This window comes from Rhodococcus sp. O3 (assembly GCF_048897285.1).
Taxonomy (GTDB): Bacteria; Actinomycetota; Actinomycetes; order Mycobacteriales; family Mycobacteriaceae; genus Rhodococcus.
Map to the genome: position 1 here is coordinate 162,912 of NZ_JBMBTE010000001.1, position 21,215 is coordinate 184,126.

Annotated in this window: 15 protein-coding genes and 1 pseudogene; 4 read left to right on the forward strand and 12 right to left on the reverse strand. The window is 68.2% G+C overall.

Translation table 11 applies throughout. The features are described from left to right. Window positions 1–31 precede the first annotated feature (31 nt). Window positions 32–1,675, reverse strand: coding sequence for an FAD-dependent oxidoreductase (locus ACN675_RS00775; RefSeq protein WP_420749082.1), 1,644 nt, complete (start codon window positions 1,673–1,675; stop codon window positions 32–34). A gap of 150 nt (window positions 1,676–1,825) precedes the next feature. Between ACN675_RS00775 and ACN675_RS00780 the strand changes: the two genes are divergently transcribed. Together ACN675_RS00780 and ACN675_RS00785 are read left to right on the forward strand one after the other, a co-directional pair. Continuing rightward, window positions 1,826–3,472, forward strand: coding sequence for an FAD-dependent oxidoreductase (locus ACN675_RS00780; protein ID WP_420749083.1), 1,647 nt, complete (start codon window positions 1,826–1,828; stop codon window positions 3,470–3,472). A gap of 2 nt (window positions 3,473–3,474) precedes the next feature. Next, window positions 3,475–5,052 carry a class I adenylate-forming enzyme family protein gene (locus ACN675_RS00785; protein WP_420749084.1) on the forward strand — a complete coding sequence of 526 codons (1,578 nt, stop codon included), beginning with the start codon at window positions 3,475–3,477 and terminating at the stop codon, window positions 5,050–5,052. 47 nt (window positions 5,053–5,099) lie between these two features. On the opposite strand, the gene ACN675_RS00790 is transcribed toward ACN675_RS00785, so the two are convergent. Then, a complete protein-coding gene (locus tag ACN675_RS00790; RefSeq protein WP_420749085.1) occupies window positions 5,100–6,896 on the reverse strand; it encodes an NAD(P)-binding domain-containing protein in 1,797 nt (598 codons plus the stop codon). 198 nt (window positions 6,897–7,094) lie between these two features. On the opposite strand from ACN675_RS00790, the gene ACN675_RS00795 reads away from it, so the two are divergent. Continuing rightward, window positions 7,095–8,543 (forward strand): alpha/beta hydrolase fold domain-containing protein, encoded by a 1,449-nt coding sequence (locus ACN675_RS00795; RefSeq protein ID WP_420749086.1) that lies wholly within the window; start codon window positions 7,095–7,097, stop codon window positions 8,541–8,543. Between the two features lie 13 nt (window positions 8,544–8,556). Here the strand turns inward: ACN675_RS00795 and ACN675_RS00800 are convergent, their stop codons facing one another. Both ACN675_RS00800 and ACN675_RS00805 read right to left on the reverse strand, forming a co-directional pair. Further along, window positions 8,557–9,516, reverse strand: coding sequence for an enoyl-CoA hydratase/isomerase family protein (locus tag ACN675_RS00800; protein ID WP_420749087.1), 960 nt, complete (start codon window positions 9,514–9,516; stop codon window positions 8,557–8,559). Between the two features lie 232 nt (window positions 9,517–9,748). Continuing rightward, window positions 9,749–11,347, reverse strand: a pseudogene (locus ACN675_RS00805) (bifunctional 3-(3-hydroxy-phenyl)propionate/3-hydroxycinnamic acid hydroxylase); the annotation flags it as partial. A 174-nt stretch (window positions 11,348–11,521) separates the two neighbouring features. On the opposite strand from ACN675_RS00805, the gene ACN675_RS00810 reads away from it, so the two are divergent. Next, window positions 11,522–12,223, forward strand: a complete 702-nt coding sequence (locus ACN675_RS00810) for an IclR family transcriptional regulator (protein ID WP_420749088.1) — start codon at window positions 11,522–11,524, stop codon at window positions 12,221–12,223. A gap of 24 nt (window positions 12,224–12,247) precedes the next feature. Here the strand turns inward: ACN675_RS00810 and ACN675_RS00815 are convergent, their stop codons facing one another. The 8 genes from ACN675_RS00815 to ACN675_RS00850 form a co-directional block, all read right to left on the reverse strand. Then, window positions 12,248–13,102: an alpha/beta fold hydrolase gene (locus ACN675_RS00815; RefSeq protein ID WP_420749089.1), complete on the reverse strand. Its 855-nt coding sequence runs from the start codon at window positions 13,100–13,102 to the stop codon at window positions 12,248–12,250. After that, a complete protein-coding gene (locus tag ACN675_RS00820; RefSeq protein WP_420749090.1) occupies window positions 13,099–14,055 on the reverse strand; it encodes a 3-carboxyethylcatechol 2,3-dioxygenase in 957 nt (318 codons plus the stop codon). Before ACN675_RS00820 ends, ACN675_RS00815 begins: the two co-directional genes overlap by 4 nt. A 221-nt stretch (window positions 14,056–14,276) precedes the next feature. Next, complete coding sequence (locus ACN675_RS00825; protein ID WP_420749091.1) at window positions 14,277–15,419, reverse strand: CoA transferase; 1,143 nt, start codon at window positions 15,417–15,419, stop codon at window positions 14,277–14,279. Then, a complete protein-coding gene (locus ACN675_RS00830) occupies window positions 15,416–16,651 on the reverse strand; it encodes an acetyl-CoA C-acetyltransferase (protein ID WP_420749092.1) in 1,236 nt (411 codons plus the stop codon). The genes ACN675_RS00825 and ACN675_RS00830 overlap by 4 nt, the downstream gene beginning before the upstream one ends. Further along, window positions 16,644–18,347, reverse strand: coding sequence for an AMP-binding protein (locus ACN675_RS00835; RefSeq protein ID WP_420749093.1), 1,704 nt, complete (start codon window positions 18,345–18,347; stop codon window positions 16,644–16,646). The genes ACN675_RS00830 and ACN675_RS00835 overlap by 8 nt, the downstream gene beginning before the upstream one ends. After that, complete coding sequence (locus ACN675_RS00840) at window positions 18,344–19,219, reverse strand: alpha/beta fold hydrolase (protein WP_420749094.1); 876 nt, start codon at window positions 19,217–19,219, stop codon at window positions 18,344–18,346. The genes ACN675_RS00835 and ACN675_RS00840 overlap by 4 nt, the downstream gene beginning before the upstream one ends. Next, complete coding sequence (locus tag ACN675_RS00845) at window positions 19,216–19,959, reverse strand: hypothetical protein (protein WP_420749095.1); 744 nt, start codon at window positions 19,957–19,959, stop codon at window positions 19,216–19,218. Before ACN675_RS00845 ends, ACN675_RS00840 begins: the two co-directional genes overlap by 4 nt. Then, complete coding sequence (locus ACN675_RS00850) at window positions 19,959–21,152, reverse strand: acyl-CoA dehydrogenase family protein (RefSeq protein ID WP_420749096.1); 1,194 nt, start codon at window positions 21,150–21,152, stop codon at window positions 19,959–19,961. The genes ACN675_RS00845 and ACN675_RS00850 overlap by 1 nt, the downstream gene beginning before the upstream one ends. Window positions 21,153–21,215: the final 63 nt, after the last annotated feature.

Genomic DNA, 21,215 nt, shown 5'->3' on the forward strand with positions numbered 1-21,215 from the left:
CTTCGGATGAGAGGTGACGCGAAGTCCTGTTTCAACAATGCAATTCCGACACCTGGACGCAATCGGCGACCGCTGCCCGTCCCGCTCTCATCCCCCATATCCCCGCGACCGCAAGGGTGGCACCGGCACCGCCGTAGACCATCCCGCTCGGGTTGGCCATGACATTGCCGGCGGCGTACAACCCGGCGATGACCTCGCCGTCGACGTCGACGACCCGTCCCGCGGTGTCCGTGCGCGGCCCGCCCTTCGTGCCCAGCGCGGAGCTCACGACCTCGACCGCGTAGAACGGCGCCGTCCGGACCGGACCCAATGTTGCGTGCGGAGAATCGGGATCGCTCATCCGCCCGCCGGGGAAACGATCGAAGGCGCTGCTTCCCCGGGAGAAGTCCGGGTCCACACCCCGCTCCGCGTACTCGTTGAAGCGCGCGACCGAACCCAGCACCGCGTCGACCGGCAATCCGAGGGCAGCGGCCAGCGCGTCCAGCGTGGGCGCACTTTCGACCCAGTCGGGAACCGGCGCCCCCGGGCGGCCGCCGAACACGCCGAACCGATCGACCGTGGACTGGTCGAAGATCATGTAGGCCGGGAGATTCGGATAGTCGAGTTTCGATTCGTCGAGATGGTGGAAGGCGCCGCCGAACGCGTTGTAGTTCGCCGCCTCGTTGGCGAAGCGCCGACCGTAGCGGTTGACCATGATCGACCCGGGCAGCGCACGCTCACGCGAGGACAGCATCGCCGCGGGCACCCCGTCGCGCCGGGTACCCGGACACGGCACCATCGGCGACCACCACGCTTCGCGCATGTTGCCGAGACGGGCACCGACCCGCATGGCCATCCGCAGACCGTCACCGGTGTTCGTCGGCGCGCCGATGGGGCGCGTCAGCGGTCCCCGCAGGAAATCGCGGACCAGGTCCGGGTCGTACTCGAACCCTCCCGTCGCAAGCACCACCGCGCGAGCTCCGACCGTTCGCATCCCGTCGTCCGTCTCGACCTCGACACCGACGACTCTGTGCTCGACGGTGCGCAGGCGCAGCGCCCGGCACCGGGTCTCGACCCGGATTCCTTGCGCGAGACACGCTTTCAGGACGCCGCCGACCAGTGCGCGACCCAGGCCTTCTTCCGCGGCTTCCTCGCGGGCGGCGAGGACTTCGGGTGCGACGACACCTGTCCCCCCACCCAAGGGCATCTCGGTCAGCACGATGCGCTGGATGTCACCGCCGATGCGGTCGATCCACTGTTCCATTCCGGCGAAGGAGAAGAGGCCCGGTTCGAGAGTCCGCCCGCCTCCGGCCTTTCCACCGGGATGCTCGGGGTGATAGTCGGGGTACCCCTCGACGAGCCGGAGACGCAGATCGGTGTTCTCGTGCAGGAATTCGACGAAACCGGGGCCGCCGGAGATCAGTGCCTCGGCCAACTCCGGGAGGATCATCCCGTTGGAGAGACTCTCCAGGTAGGCCGCGCCTTCCTCCAGGGAGTCCTCGATGCCCTTCTCGGCCGCGATCGGGTTGGCCGGGATCCAGATCCCCGCGCCCGACAGCGCGGTCGTGCCACCGATCAGTTCGGCCTTCTCCAGCAGTGCGACGTCGGCGCCCTCGAGCGCCGCGGCCAGCGCGGCGGTGAGGCCGGCAAGTCCCGACCCGAGGACGACCACGTCGTACGTGTCCTGAATCTGCACCCGGCCCCCGATCCGTTCGCCGCGGTCGCCCACCCCTGACGAGCCACTGCACGTTGTACATATAGAACAGACTTACTCTATTAGTGCACGACAGTTATGGTAATCAGCATCACACCGAGTCACAAGCATCGCGCGAACCGGAGGACCGGAATGCCCGAATCCGAAACGTACGACGTCATCGTCCTCGGCAGCGGCGCCGCCGGGCTGACAGCCGCGTTCACCGCGGCCCGCGAAGGTGCCCGCGTCGTCGTCCTCGAGAAGAACGATCGGGTCGGCGGGACGAGCGCCTGGTCGGGAGGGCATGTCTGGATCCCGAACAACCCGTACATGAAGGACATCGGCGTGCAGGACAGCGCCGACGAGGCGATGGCCTACCTGATGTCGCTCGGGCGCGGCATTCTCGACGAACGCCTGGCACAAGCCTTCGTCGACGCCGGACCGAAGATGGTGCGCTGTCTCGGCGAGGACGGCGGAGTCCGCTTCTTCGCCGTCCCCGGCCTGCCCGACTACCACCCGTCGAATCCCGGCGGCAAGCCCGAGGGCGGCCGAACGCTCGGGCAGGAACTGTTCCCCTTCGCGAAACTGGGTGACTGGCGGGACCGGGTCGAAGTGAGCCCCTACTACTCCACACATCTGCGGATGGACGAAACCGCGATCGGCTGCGCGGTCCCCAAACCGCCGTCCGACGAGGAACTCGCACGCCGCGACGCGGAAGACCTGCGCGGCATGGGCGGTGGACTGGTCGGCGCCCTTCTCGATGCCTGCCTCCGAGCGGGCGTCGAAATCCGGGTGTCGACGCCCGCGCGCGACCTCGTCGTCGAGAACGGCCGGGCGCGGGGCGTCATCGTCGACACCACCGAGGGGCGGCGGACGATCCCTGCGTCGCGCGCGGTCATCCTCGCCACCGGCGGATTCGAATGGAACGAGGAGTATCGCGCCGCTTTCCTCCGCGGCCACGTGACGAAGCCCGCATCGATCCCCACCAACACCGGCGACGGCCTGCGCATGGCCATGCGCGTCGGCGCCGCGCTCCAGAACATGCGCGAAGCCTGGTGGATTCCCATCACCGAACTGCCCGAGGGCATCAACGCGATGAACCTGGAGATGATCAACGGCGACCGCACGAGGCCGCGCAGCATCATGGTGAACCGGACCGGCCGGCGCTTCACCAACGAGGCCGTGAGCTACAACGCCATCGTGGGGGCCTTCCACCAGGAGGACGTCACCGCGTTCCGCTATGCCAACCTGCCCGCGTGGCTGATCTTCGACCACACCTACCTGACCACCTACGGCTCGGCGGGTCGCCCCTACACGGGCACCACCCCTCCGTGGCTGGTGGAGAGCCCCACGCTGCGCGACCTCGCCCTGGCGCTCGGCATCCCGGGCGACGAACTCGAGCGCACGGTCGAGCAGTGGAACAGGAATGTCGCCGCCGGAAAGGACCCGCAGTTCGCCCGCGGCGAGAGCGCCCACGACCGGTGGTGGGGTGACCCCTACAAGAAGGGCAGCATCGAGGGCACCCTCGGCCCGATCACGGACGGGCCGTTCTACGCCATGGAGCTGACGAGCGGCGTCATCGGCACGAAGGGCGGTCCCAAGGTGAACGAGCATGCCCAGGTGATCGATCTGGACGGCAACGTCATCACCGGGTTGTACGCAGCCGACAACGTCTCCTCCCCGACCGGCGCCTCCTACGGCGGTCCCGGTGGCACACTCGGCCCCGGCATGACCTTCGCCTGGATCGCCGGGCGGCACGCAGTCGGTGCGGGCCGCGCAGTCGGTGGGAACAAGGAGTGAGTGTGTACACCTCGATAGTCGACGCGTGGCAGGCGCGGGTCGCCGCCGGTCCGGACCGCGCGGCGATCCGCTACTTCGACGGCACGATCGATGCCGCCACCCTCGACGCGCACTCCGACGCGCTGGCCGCCGAGCTGCAGGCGCGCGGGGTGCGCCCCGACGACCGGATCGGCATCTACCTGCAGAACATCCCGCACTACCCGCTGACACTGCTGGCGGTGTGGAAGGCCGGAGCGATCGCGGTGCCGCTCAACCCGATGTATCGGGGCGAGGAATTACGGCGGCTGGTCGAGGACTCGGGCACGACCGGGATCGTCGTCGCCCGCGGCACCGATGCTGCGACGCGCAGTGCCCTGTCCGGGACACAGGTGCGGTGGTTGATGTCGGCGTCCTCACGGGATTTCCAGACCCGCAACGACTCTCGCGTGTTCACCGGGTCCGATCCCGCACCGTCACCCGACGGCGACCTGGCCACCGTACTGGTCGAACGACGCGGGCAACGGCCGGCTCCGGTCGCGCGGAACCTCGACGACATCGCCTTCATCACCTACACCTCGGGCACGACGGGGCCGCCCAAGGGCGCCCTCAACACCCATCGCAATTTCCTCTGCTCGGTCGCGGGCTACAGCGAGTGGATCCGGCTCGCGCCCGGCGACGTGTCCTACGCGATCGCACCGATGTTCCATATCACCGGACTCTCGCTCAACGCCGGGATCGCACTGCTGAACGACGCGACGCTGAGCATGGGCGGACGGTTCGAGGCGTCGGTGGTGCTCGACATGTTCCGTGAGCACGGGGTCACCACGACCGTGGGGTCCATCACCGCCTTCAACGCGTTCTTCGGCGTCCCCGACGCCGGCGCCGATCATTTCGCGAGCGCCAAGTTCCTCTACTCCGGCGGTGCTCCGATCCCACCGGCGACGATCGAGGCCTTCCGCGATCGGTTCGGCGTCTATCTGCACAACATCTGGGGCATGACCGAGACGACCGGTGGAGGGATAGCGGTGCCACCGGGTGTCGCCGCTCCCGTCCACGGACCGAGCGGGACGCTCTCGGTCGGGGTGCCCACGCGAGGTGTCGAAGTCTTCACGATCGACGCGCAGGGACGGCGACAGTCCCCGGGCGAGGAAGGCGAACTCGTCGTCACCGCACCGCAGGTGATCCCCGGCTACTGGCAGAACGAAGAGGCGACGGAGAGAACACTTCCGGGTGGACACCTGCACACCGGAGACGTCGCCGTCATCGACGACGAGGGATGGGTCTATCTCGTCGACCGGATCAAGGATCAGATCAACACCTCCGGGTACAAGGTGTGGCCGCGTGAGGTCGAAGACGCGTTGTGCGAACATCCTTCGGTTCTCGAGGCGGCGGTCGTGGGTGTACCCGACGACTACCGTGGCGAGGCGGTGGTCGCATACGTCGCGCTTCGCGAGGGCGGTACCGCCGAGCCCGACGAACTGATCGCATTCGCCGGCGAACGCCTCGCCGCGTACAAGCGACCTCGCGAGGTCCACGTGCTCGACGCGCTCCCCAAGACGATGACCGGGAAGATCCAGCGAAACGTCTTGCGCGACACATAGGCCCGGCCCACCGCCTGCCCGGGCTCATCGAGCCCGGGCCGGATGGACTACCTCGTGCGGCCCTCCGGATCCACCGGCTCGATGCCTTCCTCGATCGCCTTGATCAACAGCGCCGTGAAGCGAGAGTAGAAGCGCGCCATGCGGATGAATCCGGTCCCGAACCAGAGTCCGGGCTGGGCCGAACGGCGCCAGGTGTTCGCGTACTCACCGTCGGCCGCACGGCCGTAGGCCTTGTCGATCTTGGCGGCCGCCGAACCCAGAACCGGCCCGATGTGACCCCAGAACTGGTGGTAACCGGTCGCGAAGACGATCAGAGCGACGTCGTGCATCTCCGACCCGTCGGTGAACACGACGGTCGTGCCGTCCCTGATCTCCTTCACCTCGACGCCCTGCCGGAGGTTGATCCGCCCGTCGGCGATCAGCTGGGATGCACCGATGTCGATCTGATAGCTGTCCTTGCCCGACATGTGCGCACCGATGATCCCCGTGCCGTCCGGACCCCAATTGAGTTTGAATCCACGGGCTTCGAGTGCGCTGAGAAGTTCGCTGTCGGCCTCCTTGGCGAGCTGTACGAGTTCCTTGTTGAGCTCGTCGACCCGTTCGCTGGGGAGGGCGTAGGTCATCTGGTCCGCGAACTCCGGCGACAGCGTCATGTCCTCGGTGAACAGTGTCGACCAGAACCTGTGGTAGGTCGGATAGGTCACGACGTAGGTCGAGGTGCGCTGCACCATCGTGACGTCGGCGTCGTGTTCCCAGAGATCGTGGGCGATTTCGTGGCCGCTGACCCCGGATCCGATGACGAGTACCTTCTTGCCCGCGTAGCGATCACCGTCCTGGAATTCGTCGGAGTGCACCGCGACACCGCGGTACTCCCGGAGTCCCGCGATCTCGGGGATGCGCGGCGCGCCGAACATGCCTCCCGCCACGATGAAGTGGCGCGGGTGCAGCTCGCGGATCGAGCCGTCACCCATCTGCACGCGGATCGTCCAGCGTTCCGTGGCCTCGTCGTAGTGGCCGTTGAGGAAGGTCGTGCTGGTCCACACGTTGAGGTCGAGTGTCGAGGCGTACGTCTCGAGCCAGTTCGCGAACTTGTCCTTCGGGGTGTGCGCCGGCCACGTCACGGGCAAGGGGAGATAGGGCAGGTGGTCCCCGTAGACGGTGCTGTGCAGCGCGAGAGAGGCATAGCGCTTGCGCCAGGTGTCGCCGATGCGTGCCTCGCGGTCGATCACCAGCGTCGGAACGTCGAGGGCACCGAGCCGCGCCGCCAGAGCGAGGCCGTTGTGGCCGGCGCCGAGCACGAGGACTGCGGGGTCGCGGTTTTCGAAGGACGACTCCTCGTTCCGGTCGTCGGCCCAGCGTGTGCGGCCCGGGACGACGCCGTAGACCTTGCCTTCCGGGCGGCGGTGACGAGTCCGCTCGGGAAATGCGGCAAGCGACACGACCTGGGTCTGCAGGGTGAAGGCGACGAAACGGGAACCTTCCCGCACGAGCCGGGCGAATCCGCGGTTGATCCGGTCGCTGGTCGTGAAGTCGAAGAATCCCATGATGTCGTCACCGGAGACGAAGGGTTCCTGCTCGGAGCTCACGGAGAATCCCGACGCGCTCCACTCCTTCGCCAGTTCCGTCAGCCGCCCGGCCGACTGTTCGCCGCCGACAGCGTGGTGGAAATCCCACGGGAAGGCCATGAAGTCGCGCCAGGTGGCCGAGGGATGGAGGCATGCTTGCAGCTCGACCTCCGAGCCCTTGCCGAGCGCGGTGGCGAACTCCGCGAGCCAGTCGGCGAAGACTTCCGCCGCGTCTGCAACATCGATCTCACCGGCTGCGCTGTGCCGAGTTTCCGTCATGGTTCCGGCTCCTTCACCGTCACACAACCAGGCATGTTGTAATTAACGAACGGTATGATTCGATATACACACATTCTGTCGGGAGGGCCGATCGGCGTCAAGGCTCGCGCGCGGAACCTTGTGAGGCACCACCCCGTCGGCTACGGTCTCTGTGTATTTTTCGAATCTCTTTGTTCACTATTTGATTCGGAGGTCGGGGTGGCGGACTGCGACTCCCACGACGTAGGGACAGGATTGATCGTCCGCAGCTTTGCGCCGTGCCGAGCCACGACGCGTCCGGCGGACACCGCGTACCTGGCGCTCGTTCTCGTCGACGGCGCAGCCGATTTCGCGCACGTCTATCGGCAGCTCGCCGACGGAGGCCTGGTGATCGTCGAGGTCCCCACCCGCTCCCGCAGCGCGCTCGACGACAGCGATCGCGCACTGCAGTGGGCTCGTTCGGTGGCCACCGACATCTTCGGTGCCGATCCGGGTCGCATCGGGATACTCGGGGCACCGGGAGCCGAACAGCTCGCTACCGAACTCGCGGAACGGGTGAGGGGCCGGAAGGAACCACCCCTTCTCGCCCAGGCATTCACGCCCACCACGGAGGCCGCCCGGACAGCGGCGAGCCTGCGCAACTCGCTCGGGGCACTCCCCCCGGTGCGGGGCCCGGCGGAACCTGCCGTCGCGGTCCACCGCCGGGTCGAACCGGAGACGCTCGCCGGGCTCGACCTCCTGACCCGGTGGGACACCACGAGCATCGACACCATCCGCGCCAGCTACTCCAAGGTCACCCCGCCTCCGACCCCGGCGACCGAGCACGTCGCACGCGTCGACGACGTCGTCCCGGGTACGGACGGACGGCCCGGCGTACCCGTCCGGTGGTACCGGCCTCGCGAGGCCACGGGACCGCTGGCGGCGTTGATGTACTTCCACGGCGGCGCCTACATCATGGGCAGCCTCGCCGAGAACGACGACCGCCTCGATCGCATGGCTGCCGAACTCGGATGCGTCGTCGTATCCGTCGACTATCGTCTGGCGCCCGAGAATCCCTACCCGGCCGGGCTCGACGATGCCGAAACCGTCTGGCGTCACGTCCTCGACAACGCCGACGCCTTCGGCGTGGACCCGAACCGGCTGGTCGTCGGCGGCGCGAGCGCCGGCGCGGGGCTCGCCACCGCGCTGTGCATCCGACTCGCCCGAGCCGGTCTGCCCCAGCCCGCACTCCAGCTCCTGGTCTATCCCATGCTCGACGACCGCGAACACGGATCCGTCCGGGCGCTCGAGGGCGGCGCCGGCCATTGGGGTCTGTGGCGGCTCGACGCCGAGCGTCTCGCGTGGCAGGCCTATCTCCGCGGGCTCGGCGGAGCGACACCGCCGGCCACGGCTGTACCCGGACGCGCAACACCCGGCGAATTGCGCGGCGTAGCACCCGCATTCATCGGTATCGGCGACGTGGACGCGCTGCTCGATTCCAATCTGCTCTACGCCGCACAGTTGTCCCGTGCCGGGGTCCCGGTCGAACTCCACGTCTATCCCGGGGTGATCCACGGCGGATTCGTCGCACAACCCCGCACGCGACAGACCCGGCGATTTCTCGACGACGTCTACGCCGCGTTGCGCAGAACGTTCGACACAGCCGAAACCGACGCGACCGAAAACTGACACGGCTCGAAAGCTACGGCCGCTTCCGAGCTGCCTTGCTGAGCCGGAACTCCGGAGGGAAGTTCTCGTCGTTGGCCTTCACCGATGAGGTCAGCCCCGCCTCCATCATCGCGGAATTCAGATGGAACTCGTGCTCGTCCGGACGGACCAACCGTCCCATCGACTCGATCATGCCGGTGAGCAGACTTCCCATGTACTCCCCCTGATGCTGTTTCATCATCTGGAAGAACATCTTCTGGATGACCACCGTGTCCGTAGGCCGGTTGCGCGCGCACGCCTGGGCGTACGTCTGCACCTCGGCCTCGAGACGGTCGCGGGTCACGACCTTGTTGAGAAAGCCGCACTCGTACATCTCGTCGGCGGTGAACGGCCGCCCGGTGAACACCATCTCCTGGAAGCGCCGGATCCCCATCGTCATCGCCCAGGTCCACATGCGCGGCCCCCAGCCCACATAACGGAACGCGGCGTGCCCGAACAGGGCGTCGTCGGAGGCGATCACGAGATCGGCGTCGGCGGCCTGATAGAAGTGCCACCCGTAGCAGTACCCCTTGACCTCGACGATGCTGATCTTGCTGAACTCCTGCAGACTCCGGCAACCGGATCGGGCATTGGCGAACCACGGTCCGTAGTTGCCCATGTTGCGGTACGAATCCTTGGGCGGATAAACGACATCGGGATCGTCGATCTCGAACTCCTTGAGCCGTTCGGCGGAGTCCCCGTTCTCGACGCCCTCCATGAAGTCCGGTAGGTCGACTCCACTCCCGAAATCGTCCCCCTCGCCCCGCACCACGAGCACCTTCACGTCGTCGTCGATGTTCGCTCGATGCAGTAGGTCGGCATACCGCAGGCGCGCCTCGACCGTCGGCGCGTTCAGCCGGTCCGGTCGATTCAACGTGATCGTCGCGATCTTCGTTGCCGGGTCCTTCTCGTAGAGGACGATCTCCTCTGCCGTCGGAGGTTCGTTCTTCGACATCCTCGTGCTCCTCTTGTGATCCGGTGACCCTGCTGTTCCGGTGGCGCTTCTTCCCACGGCCGCGAGCCGGCACGACCGTCTCGAGCATCCTCACACCCGGCCGCGTGGATCGACGGTCGATCCGCCGAAATCGTCAGGCGGAGAACAGTACCGGTAGCTGCGGTGAGAGTTCCGGCCGTCGTCAGCCTGCGGTCGCGTCGGAAACGTTGTCCACCAGGTACTTCTCCATGCCCAGAACGGTCAGCAGCTGCGCCGACAGCAGACCGGCGTCCTGGGCGATGCCCGCGGCAGCCACGAAACGGTCCGGGCGCAGGAACAGGACGGATTCGCTGTGGGCGTCGAACCACTTCTTCAGCGGCCCCGGGTCGCCGACCACGGTCACGTCGTCGCCGTACGAGGTCTGTCCGACCTGAGCTGCCGGCACGACGGCAACGAGCCGGGCGCCGATCGCGCGCCAGGCCTCCACGCTGGGCTTGTCGAGGACCGCGGTGGGGTCGTTGTTCCAGCAGAGCACCGCGAACCAGTTCCCGAGCGCCTCGTCGAGCAGGCACCGCCCGTTCTCGGTGACCACCTCGGGCTGGATGAACATCCGTCCGACCGGCGAGGTCTTGCCGGGGCGAGCGACGACGGCCCCGGTCTCGTACCGCGGCATCGGCTTGAACCGCATCTCCAGGATGTATCGCTTCAGCGTGGGGAGCGCGGACACCGAGCGGAGCACCCTGTCGCGAAGCCAGGCGAGGCGGGTGTTCCGCACCGAGATCACCCGTCCGACCATGGTGGACAGGTCGATCATCGCTCGTGCGTGGCCGCGTCGCTCCTCGTCATAGGTCCTCAGCAGATCGGGTCGGGCCTGCCCCGAGCACACCGCCGCGAGCTTCCAGCCGAGGTTCACCGCGTCGCGCACGCCGCTGTTGTATCCCTGCCCCTGCCAGACCGGCATCAGATGCGCTGCGTCGCCCGCGAGGAAGATGCGTCCGCGACCGAACTCGCCAGCGATCCTCGAGTGGTGGGTGTAGATGCGGTACGCGATGATCTCCGCGTCCTCCGGGCGCGGGACGTGCCGCCCCAGGAGGTTCCGTACGAATCCGAGGTCGTCGACTTCGGTGTCGGATTCGTCGTCCATCAGCATGAACTCGAAGCGCCGGATGCCGTGGGCGATCGAGATGGAGGCGTAGGGGCGCTCCGGGTCGGCGCCCACGTAGCTGTTCGGCGAACCGAGGGGGTCGTGGGCGAGGTCCACGACGAGCCAGCGCGTGGACGAGGTGACACCGTCGAACGATGTACCGATGATCCGGCGGGTACGGCTCCGGCCACCGTCGCAGCCGACCACGTATCGCGCACGCACCTGGCGCGGACCATCGTTTTCGAGGAGTTCGACCGCGACACCGTCGTCCACCTCCCGCATGGACTGCATCGAGGTCGACCAGCGCACCTCGACGGTGGCGAAGCGCCGAAGTCCTTCCAGGAGTTCTGCATCCACGAGCGGCTGGACGAATCCGTTGCGCCGCGGCCAGCCGAACTGCGCTTCACTCGGCGCCATCTCCGCGAGAAGCTCACCCCTGCCATTGACGAACCGCAGGATCTGATTCGGAATCAGGTGCCTTTCAACATGTTTCGCCAGTCCTATGCCCTGGAAGGCACGCATGGACTCGTCGTCCAGACCGACGCCGCGCGGGTAGTCGATGAGCACGTCACGCTCCTCGACGACGAGAACCTGCAGACCTCGCGCCCCGAGAATGTTCGCCAGGGTGAGCCCGACGGGCCCGGCCCCCACTACGAGGACGTCGACGGCGACCGACGCCGCGGCGGATCGTTCTCGACCGTCGGTCACGTCGCCCCCTGAATGCGTGTAGTAATTATCGAACAGGACGCTTCTATATACACACAGACTATGGCGAACAGGGGTAACCGTGTCAACAGCGAAGACGGGAGTGGTGTATATAATGAGCTGCATGTTGCTTTATTCGCACATGCGTGTCTGCGTCCCGACCGGGCCCGGTCCGGCATGACGAGTTCGGATGCACGCTCCCGGCCTCAGCCCCAGGTCGGAAGCCAGACGCTGGCCCGCGGACTCACCGCGCTGCTCGCAGTGGTGGATTCACCCACCGGCATGACCGTTCAGCGACTTGCCGAAGAACTCGGGGTCCACCGTTCGATCGCGTACCGAATCCTGCAGACGCTACGCGACTTCGGATTCGTGACACCCGGATCGGACGGCGTATACCGCCCCGGCTCACGTCTGGCCTCGCTCTCGACGGCCTATCTGCCTGCGTTGCGCGAGATCGCCACCCCGGTGATGCGGCGTCTCGCCGACCGTGCCGGCTGCACCGTCCACCTGTTCGTCGCCGAGAGGGACGAGGCCGTCTCCATCGAGGTCGTCGAGCCGGTCACCGTCCCCCAGCACATCTCCTTCCGCGCCGGGATGCGCACGCTGCTGGATCGCGGAGCGGCCGCCTATGCCCTCCTGTCGGCCGGTCCGGAACTGCCCGACGAGCCCGAGGCCGTCGCCGAGGCGCGCAGGCGCGGATATGCCACGAGCGCGGGCGAGATCGAATCCGGCGTCTACGCGGTCGCGGCCCCCATCGCGAACTCGCACCCCACCGCGTGCCTCACCCTCATGAGCCACCGGGAGGAGCAGCTGACTGCGGCCGCACCGGAAGTTGTCCGGGCCGCAGAGGAAATCGCCCGGGCGATACTCGACGCCTGAGCATCGGGCGGGAGTAGGAGACCCTCACCGACCCGCGTCGTCGCACAGGAACCCGATCACGGCCTTGTCGCAGATCTCCCGCTGCTCCCACTGGGGCCAATGCCCCGCGCCGTCGACGAACAGGAACTGCCCGTTCGGCAGTTTGTCGGCCATGTCCATCCCGGCGGCAGCGGGTCCGGACGGGTCGTCGCTGGTCCAGATCACCAGCACCGGCACCGTCACCGCCGCCAGATCGGCGTCGGTGACCATGTTGCGTCGGCGCACCTCGGGATCCTGCAGGCACAGGACGTGGCGCATCGACTCGGCAAACCCCGGCTGCGAATAGATCGCTCGGCGGCACCCGACGAGTTCGTCCGTGACACTGGCGGGATCGGCCATGAGCCACTCGAGACGTGCCCTGATGCGCTCGTGGGACGGATCGTCGGCGGCGGCCTGACTCAGGTCCCGGATCCGCGCCATCACCTCGGGAGCCGCCATGGTGCCCCCGGGTGTGTTGAGCACGACCCGGCGCAGCCGATCAGGGTGCGCGACAGCGAATTTGATCGCCACCCAGCCACCGAGCGACTCGCCGCACAGGTGCGCGCGATCCAGACCGAGATCATCGAGCAACGCGGCAAGATGGTCGACGTAGGCATCGAGTTCGAGGTCGCGGTCGGCCGGAGTCGTGTAACCCTGCCCGGGGAAGTCGTAGGCGACGACGGAGAAGTGTTCGGCGAGCGCCGGTATGTTGCGCGAGTATGCCTCGAGGTGGCCTCCCGTGCCGTGCATGAGTACCAGCGCGGGCCCGGATCCAGCCCGCAGCACGCGGGTTCGCCATCCGCCGATCTCGCGGTACTCGATCGTATGAGCCACCGAGCCGAGGTCGTCCCACATCGTCATCGCGCACCAGCCTTCTGCTGCATCGCCGTGGTGACGGCGAACCCGGCGAACCATTCCTTGATCGGCCGGTAGTACCGGCTGGTCATCTCGTACGAACCCTGTGTGGACAGGGCGGCGTAGGCCGCGATCCAGGTACGGATCTCATGGGCGGAACGGCCGGCCTCGCCTGTGAACCAGTCGTTCGGCTTCTCGTCGAACACAGCGATGTCGCCCGACTCGAACGCGTCGAGCACCATGGCGTCCCACTCCGGGTTGAGGTCGTGGAAGTCCGTTGATCCCGCAGCGAACGCGCCGGCGGCGGCAACGGTACGAGACTCCCGCTCCCGGCGCTGATCTGCAGTCGGGTTGCGCCCGTGCGTGATCCGCGCCGCAACCTCCGGAGTTGCACCCTCCAGCCGCGGAACAGGCGGATCGTGCGAGAGACCACCGGACCCGACGACGAGCACCCGCTTCCCGGTTTCCCCCAGGACCCGCCCCGCCGCCTCTCCCAGCAGACGGGCTCGGCTCGCCGGACCGAGCGGCTCGGCCACGCAGTTGACGAACACCGGGACCAGGGACGGGATGCTGTCCACGGAACCGAACAGGAACTGCAGAGGCTGGACGAAACCGTGGTCGACGTGCATCGCTTCGGACAACGCGATGTCGACACCCGAGTCGAGTGCATGCCGCGCGATCGCGTAGGCGGCGTCGCGGTCCACCGGGAGCGGCCCGGTCGGCAGGCCGTAGTCACCCACGGAGGTCGCGGCTGCACCGACGCAGAACGAGGGCATCAGGTCGTACAGGAATCCGTTGTAGTGGTCGGGGGCGAAGACGAGCACTAGTTCGGGATCGAACGCTTCCACGAAAGCCTTGGCGCCGGAGAGTTGTTCGCGCACCTCGCTCACGACGTCTGCCGCCGGATCGTGCAAGCCGATCAGCGGCGAGTGCGACGAGGCGCACAAGGCAAGCGGCATGGCAACTCCGTCCGTCGGCCCGCGCGGGCAGCCACAGGCTGGGTTCGTGTGTCGCGGACAGCCGTCGCAGCCGGGTGGCCTTGCCGGTGATGCCCGACAGGTGCTCTGTATATACACAAACAGCCTCTGTATATACACGCGTGACGGTAGCATGCGACACACGGGGCCACAACGTGCCCGGCGGGCGAATCCGGTTCGATCCCAATCGAACCGGGGGATCGTCATTCCGGCGGCGTCGCGAGGATCTCGTCGGTGTGCTGTCCGTGCCGAGGTGCGGGCCGCGCCTCGGTGTACCGACCGTTCCAGCGCAATGGCGATCGAGCGGTGAGGACGGGCCCGATCCCGGGCTGGTCGACGTACTGCACCACCGCGTCGGGGCGGGCCGCGACCTCGGCGGCGACCTCGTCCATCCTCCGGTACGGCGCCCACAGCACACGGGTGCCCGCAAGGTCTGCTTCGACCTGCGCGAGGGTGCGCGACGAGAACCACGGCGCAAGGATCGCGGTGATCGCATCCCGGGCCTCGAACCGGTCACCTTCCGCCGTCAGATCGAGGCCACGTTGCTTCTCGAGCGCCGCGAACACGTCGGCCGTGCCGGTGACATCGACCAGCGCACGCCACTGCCCCGGCGTCAGGCCGACGATCATCACCGAACGACCGTCGCGCGTGGGGAAGTCCGAGCCGTAGCTGCCGAACAGCGCATTGCCGAACCGCTCGCGACCCGCCCCACGCGCCTCCGCCTCGGCGAGCCAGCCCATGCTCGCGACCGCGGAGACCGCGACGTCGTCGAGGGCGAGTTCCAGGTAGCTGCCCTGACCGGTCCGGTCACGCCGGCGCAGCGCCGCGACGATGCCGAGCGCGGCGTGGACACCGGTGATCAGGTCCCACGCGGGCAACACGTGGTTCACCGGCGCGGTGTGATCGGCCGGTCCGGTCATCGACGGCAGTCCGACGGCGGCGTTGACGGTGTAGTCGACGGCCGGGCTTCCGTCCGCGTTGCCGGCGATGTGCAGGTGGATCAGGTCGGGCCGGCGAGCGACAAGTGCCTCGTGCGCGAGCCACGGGGCGTGCGCGGCGTTCTCGAGGACGATTCCCGCCCGGGCGATCAGATCGACGACCACCGCGCGGCCCTCGTCGCTGCGCAGATCCACCGCCACGGACCGTTTCGCCTGGTTGAGACCGGTCCAGTAGAGGCTCTCGCCGTCCTCGGTGAGCGGCCAGCGTCCACCGTCGACGGCCCCGCCGACCGGGTCGACGCGGATGACGTCGGCACCGAGTTCGGCGAGCATGCGTCCAGCCGTGGGTCCGGCGACGAAGCTCGACAGGTCGACGACCTGGACGCCGTCGAGGGGACGCGCGGTCACGACGCCCGCTCGAAGATCGCGGTCAGGCCCTGGCCACCGCCGATGCACATCGTCTCGAGGCCGTAGCGGGCACCACGGCGGTCGAGTTCGCGCAGCAGGGTCGCGAGGATGCGCACACCGGTCGCGCCGACGGGATGTCCCAGCGAGATACCGGAGCCGTTGACGTTGGTGCGATCGAAATCTGCTGCGGTGAAATTCCATTCGCGGGTCACCGCGAGCGCCTGCGCGGCGAACGCCTCGTTGAGTTCGATCAGGTCGATGTCGGCGAGGGACAGACCGGCACGCTTCAGCGCCTTCTCGGTGGACGGCACCGGACCGATACCCATCTCGGACGGGGCGACGCCCGCGGCCGCCCAGGTCACCAGCCGGCCGAGCGGCCGCAACCCGAGACGCTCGGCGGTGGCGCGTGTGGTGACGACACAAGCTGCGGCACCGTCGTTCTGGCCGCTCGCGTTGCCCGCGGTGACGGTCGCGTCCGGATCCTGCTTGCCCATGATCGGGCGCAGTTTCGCGAGGGTCTCGACGGTGGTGTCGGCGCGCGGGTGTTCGTCTCGGTCGATCACCCTCGGCTCGCCCTTGCGCTGCGGCACGGTGACCGGCACGATCTCCTCCGCGAACTTGCCGGAGTCGATGGCCGCGACCGCGCGGCGGTGCGATTCGACGGCGAGTTCGTCCTGTTCGAGACGGGATATGCCGTACTTGCGGCGCAGGTTCTCTGCGGTTTCGAGCATGCCGCCCGGGACCGGATGGTTGCGGCCGCCGGCGGTGACGCGACCGCGGGCGAGCCGGTCGTGCAGGGCCGCGGGGGCACCCTTGGCGCCCCAGCGCATGGATTCGGTGTAGTACTCGGCTCGGCTCATGGATTCGACACCTCCGGCGATCACGATGTCGGCGACACCGGTCTGGACGCGCATCGCCGCGTCGAGCACCGCCTGCAGGCCCGAGCCGCAGCGACGGTCGAGCTGCAGCCCGGGGACGGTGACGGGCAGGCCGGCGTCGAGCGCGGCGACCCGGCCCATCGCCGGAGCCTCTCCGTTGGGGTAGCACTGGCCGAAGATCACGTCGTCGATCTGCTCGGGGTCGATTCCCGTGCGGGACATCAGCTCCGAGACGACCCGGGCGGCGAGGTCGGTGGCGGGCACGTCGACGAACATGCCGCCGTATCGGCCGACAGGGGTGCGCAGCGGTTCGCAGATCACCACATCGGTGGCGCTGGCGGTGGAATCAGTCACGGCGGTGGTCCCTTTCGCGATCGGTCCAGTTCTGCGCCCACTCGCGCAGCTCGACGGCCCGGATCTTCGTTCCGTTTCCGCCCACGGTGGTGGGCATGTGTTCGACGATGTGCACAGCCGACGGCACCTTGAATGCCGCGAGTTCCTCACGGCACCAGCGCTTCAGCACACCGGCGTCGGTGCCGGCGGACGCGTCGTCGGTGAGGACGACGAAGCCGACGGCACTGGTGTAGCCGCCCTCACCGGTGATCCCGACGACCTTGACGACTCCCACATCGGGATGCTGCGCGAGGCGGCGCTCGATCTCCGCGGGGTCGACGAGGAAACCGCGCAGCCGCAGGACATCTCCCATGCGGCACACGAATCGGTAGCCGCCGTCACCGGTGGCGACCGCGAGGTCTCCACTGCGGAACCAGCCGTCGGCCGTGAATGCACGCCGTGCGGCATCGGGATTGCCGAGGTAGGCGTCGACGACGTTGGGGCCACGCAACTGCAGTTCGCCCTGTTCGCCGTCGGGCAGCACGCCGTCGTCGACCGGGTCGACGATCCGCACCTCGATCGAGGAGGCGACGGGGCGGCCTCCCCCGTTCCAGCGCACCGACTCGGGGTCCCGGTCGGACCACAACAGCGTGAGCGCGAACACCTCGGACGAACCGAACACGCCGGAGGTCAGTGCGCCGAACTCGTCGCGGGCCCAGCGGGCGATGGCGTGGGAGCGCCCCAGGAAATCTGCGATACCCAGCCATTTCAACGACGACAGATCGGACCGCTGCTCGGCGTGCCAGGTGTCGTACAACCGGCCGAACAGGTCGTCGCCGCCGACGACGTGCGTGACCTTCAGTTCCTGCATGCGGCGCAGAACCGCGGCGGCGTCGAACACCGGTTCCATGAGCAGGGCTCCGCCGCCGGCGAGAGTCGCCATGGCGGTGCTGAAACCGAACACTCCGGACACCGGCAGCACACACAGCGTGACGTCGCCCGGGGTGACTCCCATGATCTCCGCATCGGCGCGGCCGTGCCGGACCACCGCCGAATCCCGGTGTGCGGCAAGTTTCGGCGTGCCGGTGGAGCCGGAGGTCGTGAACGCCACCGCGAGCAGGTCCGACGGATCGGCGACCGCACCGGCGGCGGTGACCGTCGCGGTGACCGGGGTGCGGGGTACGCGGGTGCCGCGGATGTCGCCGCTGCCGACGAGCCATGCTCCGCCGCCCAGGTCGAATCCCGCCGGGTCGGCGGGTGTGGCCGGTGTGGACGGGCCGGTCACGACCGCCACGGCCGGGGTTGCGACCTCCGAAACAGATTCCACTGCGGCACTGAGTGTTCCGAACAGATCGAGGCCGTGGAAGGACGCGGCCACGGCGACCACTGCCGGGCGGGCGGCGACGAGGATGTGCGCGACCTCGCCGGTGTTGTAGCGGGTGTTGACGCCGATGACGTGGGCGCCGAGCGACGACGCGGCGAACTGCCACACCAGCGCGTCGGACCAGTTCGGCAGCATCACGGCGATGCACTGGCCGGATTCGATTCCGGTGTCCGCGAGTTCGGTGCACAGGGCCTCCACCTGTTCACCGAAACGCGCGCGGGTGCAGGTGCGGATCTCGTCACCGACGACGTCGAAGGCGAGCGGTGCGTCCGGGTCGGTTGTGATCAGTTCCGCGAGGAGTCCGGTCAGCGAGGTGGTGTCGGTGGTGGTCACAACGCAACCTCCTCGGAATCCCTTACCGAACAGGTATTTTCGTCGAGTTCGCGGAACCAGGTGTCGACGACGGCGGCGAAGTCTTCGACTTCCTCCATCGGGTAGTGGCCGATCCCCGTCAGCCCGGTGTACCGCGCGAGACCGGGATGCGCCTCGTTGATGCGGACGGCCACCTGCTCGACCTCGGCGGCGCGGATCCACGGATCGTCGAGGCCGGCGACGAGATGGATCGGTGCGTCGATCAGGTGCAGACGATCGCGGACGTCGTGGCTACCCCAGCCGATCAGGTCGGACGAGGAGATCTCGGGGTCCTCGCGCTTGTGCATCGTCGCGATCACGCGTGCTTTGTCGTCGGGCACCGACGTGCCCACCGACGCCAGGGTTCCGAGATAGGTGCGTTCGGCGCGGGCCGGGCCGGCGACGTCCTCGAGTTCCCGCCGCAGTCCGGCGACGTTGACGCGACCCGGACCGGCCTCGGCTTCCATCGCGACGGCGCCGGCCAGCGGACGTTCGGGGCGGACGGACAGTTCGAGGGTGAGCTTGCCGCCGATGGAACAGCCGACCACATACGGACGCTCGATCCCGAGTTCGTCGAGGACGGCGCAGAGCCAGTCGCCGTAGGCGGTCAGCGACGTGACCGGTCCACCCGGAGCGGGCTCGGAGCGTCCGTGGCCCGGCAGATCGGGCACGATGACGCGGTATCCGCGGGCGGCGAGACCGCGGGCGACGTGACGGTACTGCACGCCGCTCTGCCCGGCGGTGTGGATGCAGAGGACGGTCGGCAACGTGTCCGGCGCGGGATGCGCATCGGGCGTGACGATCTCGACGAAGCCAAGGGCACCGGCGATCTCGAGGTAGCGCGCTTCGATCACGGCCGGACCTCCTGGGCGAGTGCGCGCGCGTGCGCGATGACGATGTTGAGCGGTTTGGTGAGTCGCAGGTACTCGTATCCGTCTCCGCTGGAGGAGAATTCGCCGCCGATGGCACGGCGCATGAAGTCGTCGCGTTCGGCGAGCACCACCTCGGCCCAGAGATGGGCCGGCGCAACGAAGGTGAAGGTCGCGCCGTGCGGGGTGCGCCGCGTGACGTCGACGATGCGGCCCTTGTAGATCCGCAGGTGCAGTTCCCGGTCGTCGCAGCGCAGGCCGATCGTGCCGTCCCAGCTCGACAGCGACGACGCGAATTCCGCGTCCTCGTCGAGACGTGCGCGCAGCAGCTCACCCCACGCCGCGGTGCAGAAGTCCAGCTCCGGCCGCGCCGGGGCCGCCGTCGGGTCGTCGAGCCGCCAGGTTTCGGTTCCGTGCTCCCGTACTGTTCCGGTCTCGTCGAGGAGCCGGACGTGCCGGTCGACGGTGCCGTCCGCGACGCGGGTGACCAGTACGTCCGCGAGGACGGTGTCGTCGGGGGTGACCGGCCGGGTCGTGGACCAGGCGATGCCGGTCCGGGTGGCGCCGGGGATGGGCGGCGTCAGCAGTTCGGCGGCGATCGCGCCCGCGAGCGCACTGCCGCCGGGCAGGGCGATGCCGGCTTCGGCGAGCAGTGGGGCGAGTGCCCGGGCGGCGCCGGCGGTGCGGTCGCCGACGCTGATGAGGGCGGAGGTCGTGAGTGTCATCAGCCTTCGACCCTTCCGAGCAGTTCGTCGGAGATGATGCGCATCTGGATCTCGCTGGTGCCCTCGAAGATCCTCGTCAGACGCGCATCCCGCCAGTGCCGTTCGACCTGGAAGTCGGTGGTGTAGCCGGCGCCGCCGTGGATCTGCACGGCCTCACTGGTGACCTGTTCGGCCATCTCGGTGGCGACGAGCTTGCACATCGACGCCTCGAGCGAGCAGCGCCGCCCGGTGTCGATGTCGGTGGCGACCGAGTACATGAGCTGGCGGGCCGCTTCGATGTCCGCGGCCATCTTCGCGATCTTGAACCGGAGGTGCTGGAAATCGCCGATGGGGCGGCCGAACTGGCGGCGGGTGTGGACGTACGCGATGGAGTCCTCGAGCGCGGCCCGTGCCAGGCCGATCGCCCGCGCCGCGGTGTGCGCTCGGCCGACCTCGAGTCCCGACACGGCGAGGTAGAAGCCCTTGCCCTCCTCGCCGAGCATCGCCGACGCCGGGATGCGGAAGTTGTCGAACGACAGCTCCCAGGTGTTCCACCCGAAGTAGCCGATCTTGCGGACCTTCGTGCCGGAGATCCCTTCCGGGAAGCTACCGCGTTCCTTCTCCACGAGGAACGCACTGATGCCGCGGTGTGGCTTGGCGGGGTCCTTGTTCGGGTCGGTGCGCGCGAACAGGACCAGGTAGTCGGCTTCGTCGGCGTAGGTGCACCACATCTTGGTGCCGTTGACGACCCACTCGTCGCCGTCGCGGGTGGCGCGGCACGAGATGTTGGCGACGTCGGATCCGGCTTCGGCCTCGGAGAGCGCGTAGGCGCCGAGGTATTCGCCGCGGGCGACCTTCGGCAGCAGTGCGGCCTCCTGCTCCGGGGTGAAACCGCCGCCCATGCCGTTGCCGCGGGCGAGCAGGCCCGACACGCTCATCCAGGCCCGGGACAGCTCTTCGGCGACGAGGCAGTACTCGAAGACGCCGAGCCCGAGGCCCCCGTGCTCCTCCGGGATCATGATGCCGAAGAAGCCGATCTCGGCCATTTCCTTCTTCAGCGAATCCGGGATCGTGCCCTGGACGGGGTCGAGTTCGTTGGCGATGGGCAGCACCTTCGTCATCGCGAAGTCCCGCGCGAGGTCACGGATGGCGAGGCGTTCCTCGGTGAGGTAGCGCGGGGTATCGGTGCGTGGCTGGGACGGCCGGTGGGTCATGGACACTCCCTCGATGGGCCGGGCAGGCGGACAAGCAGGTCATTAACGCTTGTTCACCCAGTA

What these genes read in the sequence shown, in the direction of transcription:
- ACN675_RS00780 (WP_420749083.1), top strand. Translation starts at nt 1,826, where the DNA reads ATGCCCGAATCCGAAACGTACGACGTCATCGTCCTCGGCAGCGGCGCC.
- ACN675_RS00790 (WP_420749085.1), bottom strand. Translation starts at nt 6,896, where the DNA reads ATGACGGAAACTCGGCACAGCGCAGCCGGTGAGATCGATGTTGCAGAC.
- ACN675_RS00800 (WP_420749087.1), bottom strand. Translation starts at nt 9,516, where the DNA reads ATGTCGAAGAACGAACCTCCGACGGCAGAGGAGATCGTCCTCTACGAG.
- ACN675_RS00810 (WP_420749088.1), top strand. Translation starts at nt 11,522, where the DNA reads ATGACGAGTTCGGATGCACGCTCCCGGCCTCAGCCCCAGGTCGGAAGC.
- ACN675_RS00815 (WP_420749089.1), bottom strand. Translation starts at nt 13,102, where the DNA reads ATGACGATGTGGGACGACCTCGGCTCGGTGGCTCATACGATCGAGTAC.
- ACN675_RS00820 (WP_420749090.1), bottom strand. Translation starts at nt 14,055, where the DNA reads ATGCCGCTTGCCTTGTGCGCCTCGTCGCACTCGCCGCTGATCGGCTTG.
- ACN675_RS00845 (WP_420749095.1), bottom strand. Translation starts at nt 19,959, where the DNA reads ATGACACTCACGACCTCCGCCCTCATCAGCGTCGGCGACCGCACCGCC.
- ACN675_RS00850 (WP_420749096.1), bottom strand. Translation starts at nt 21,152, where the DNA reads ATGACCCACCGGCCGTCCCAGCCACGCACCGATACCCCGCGCTACCTC.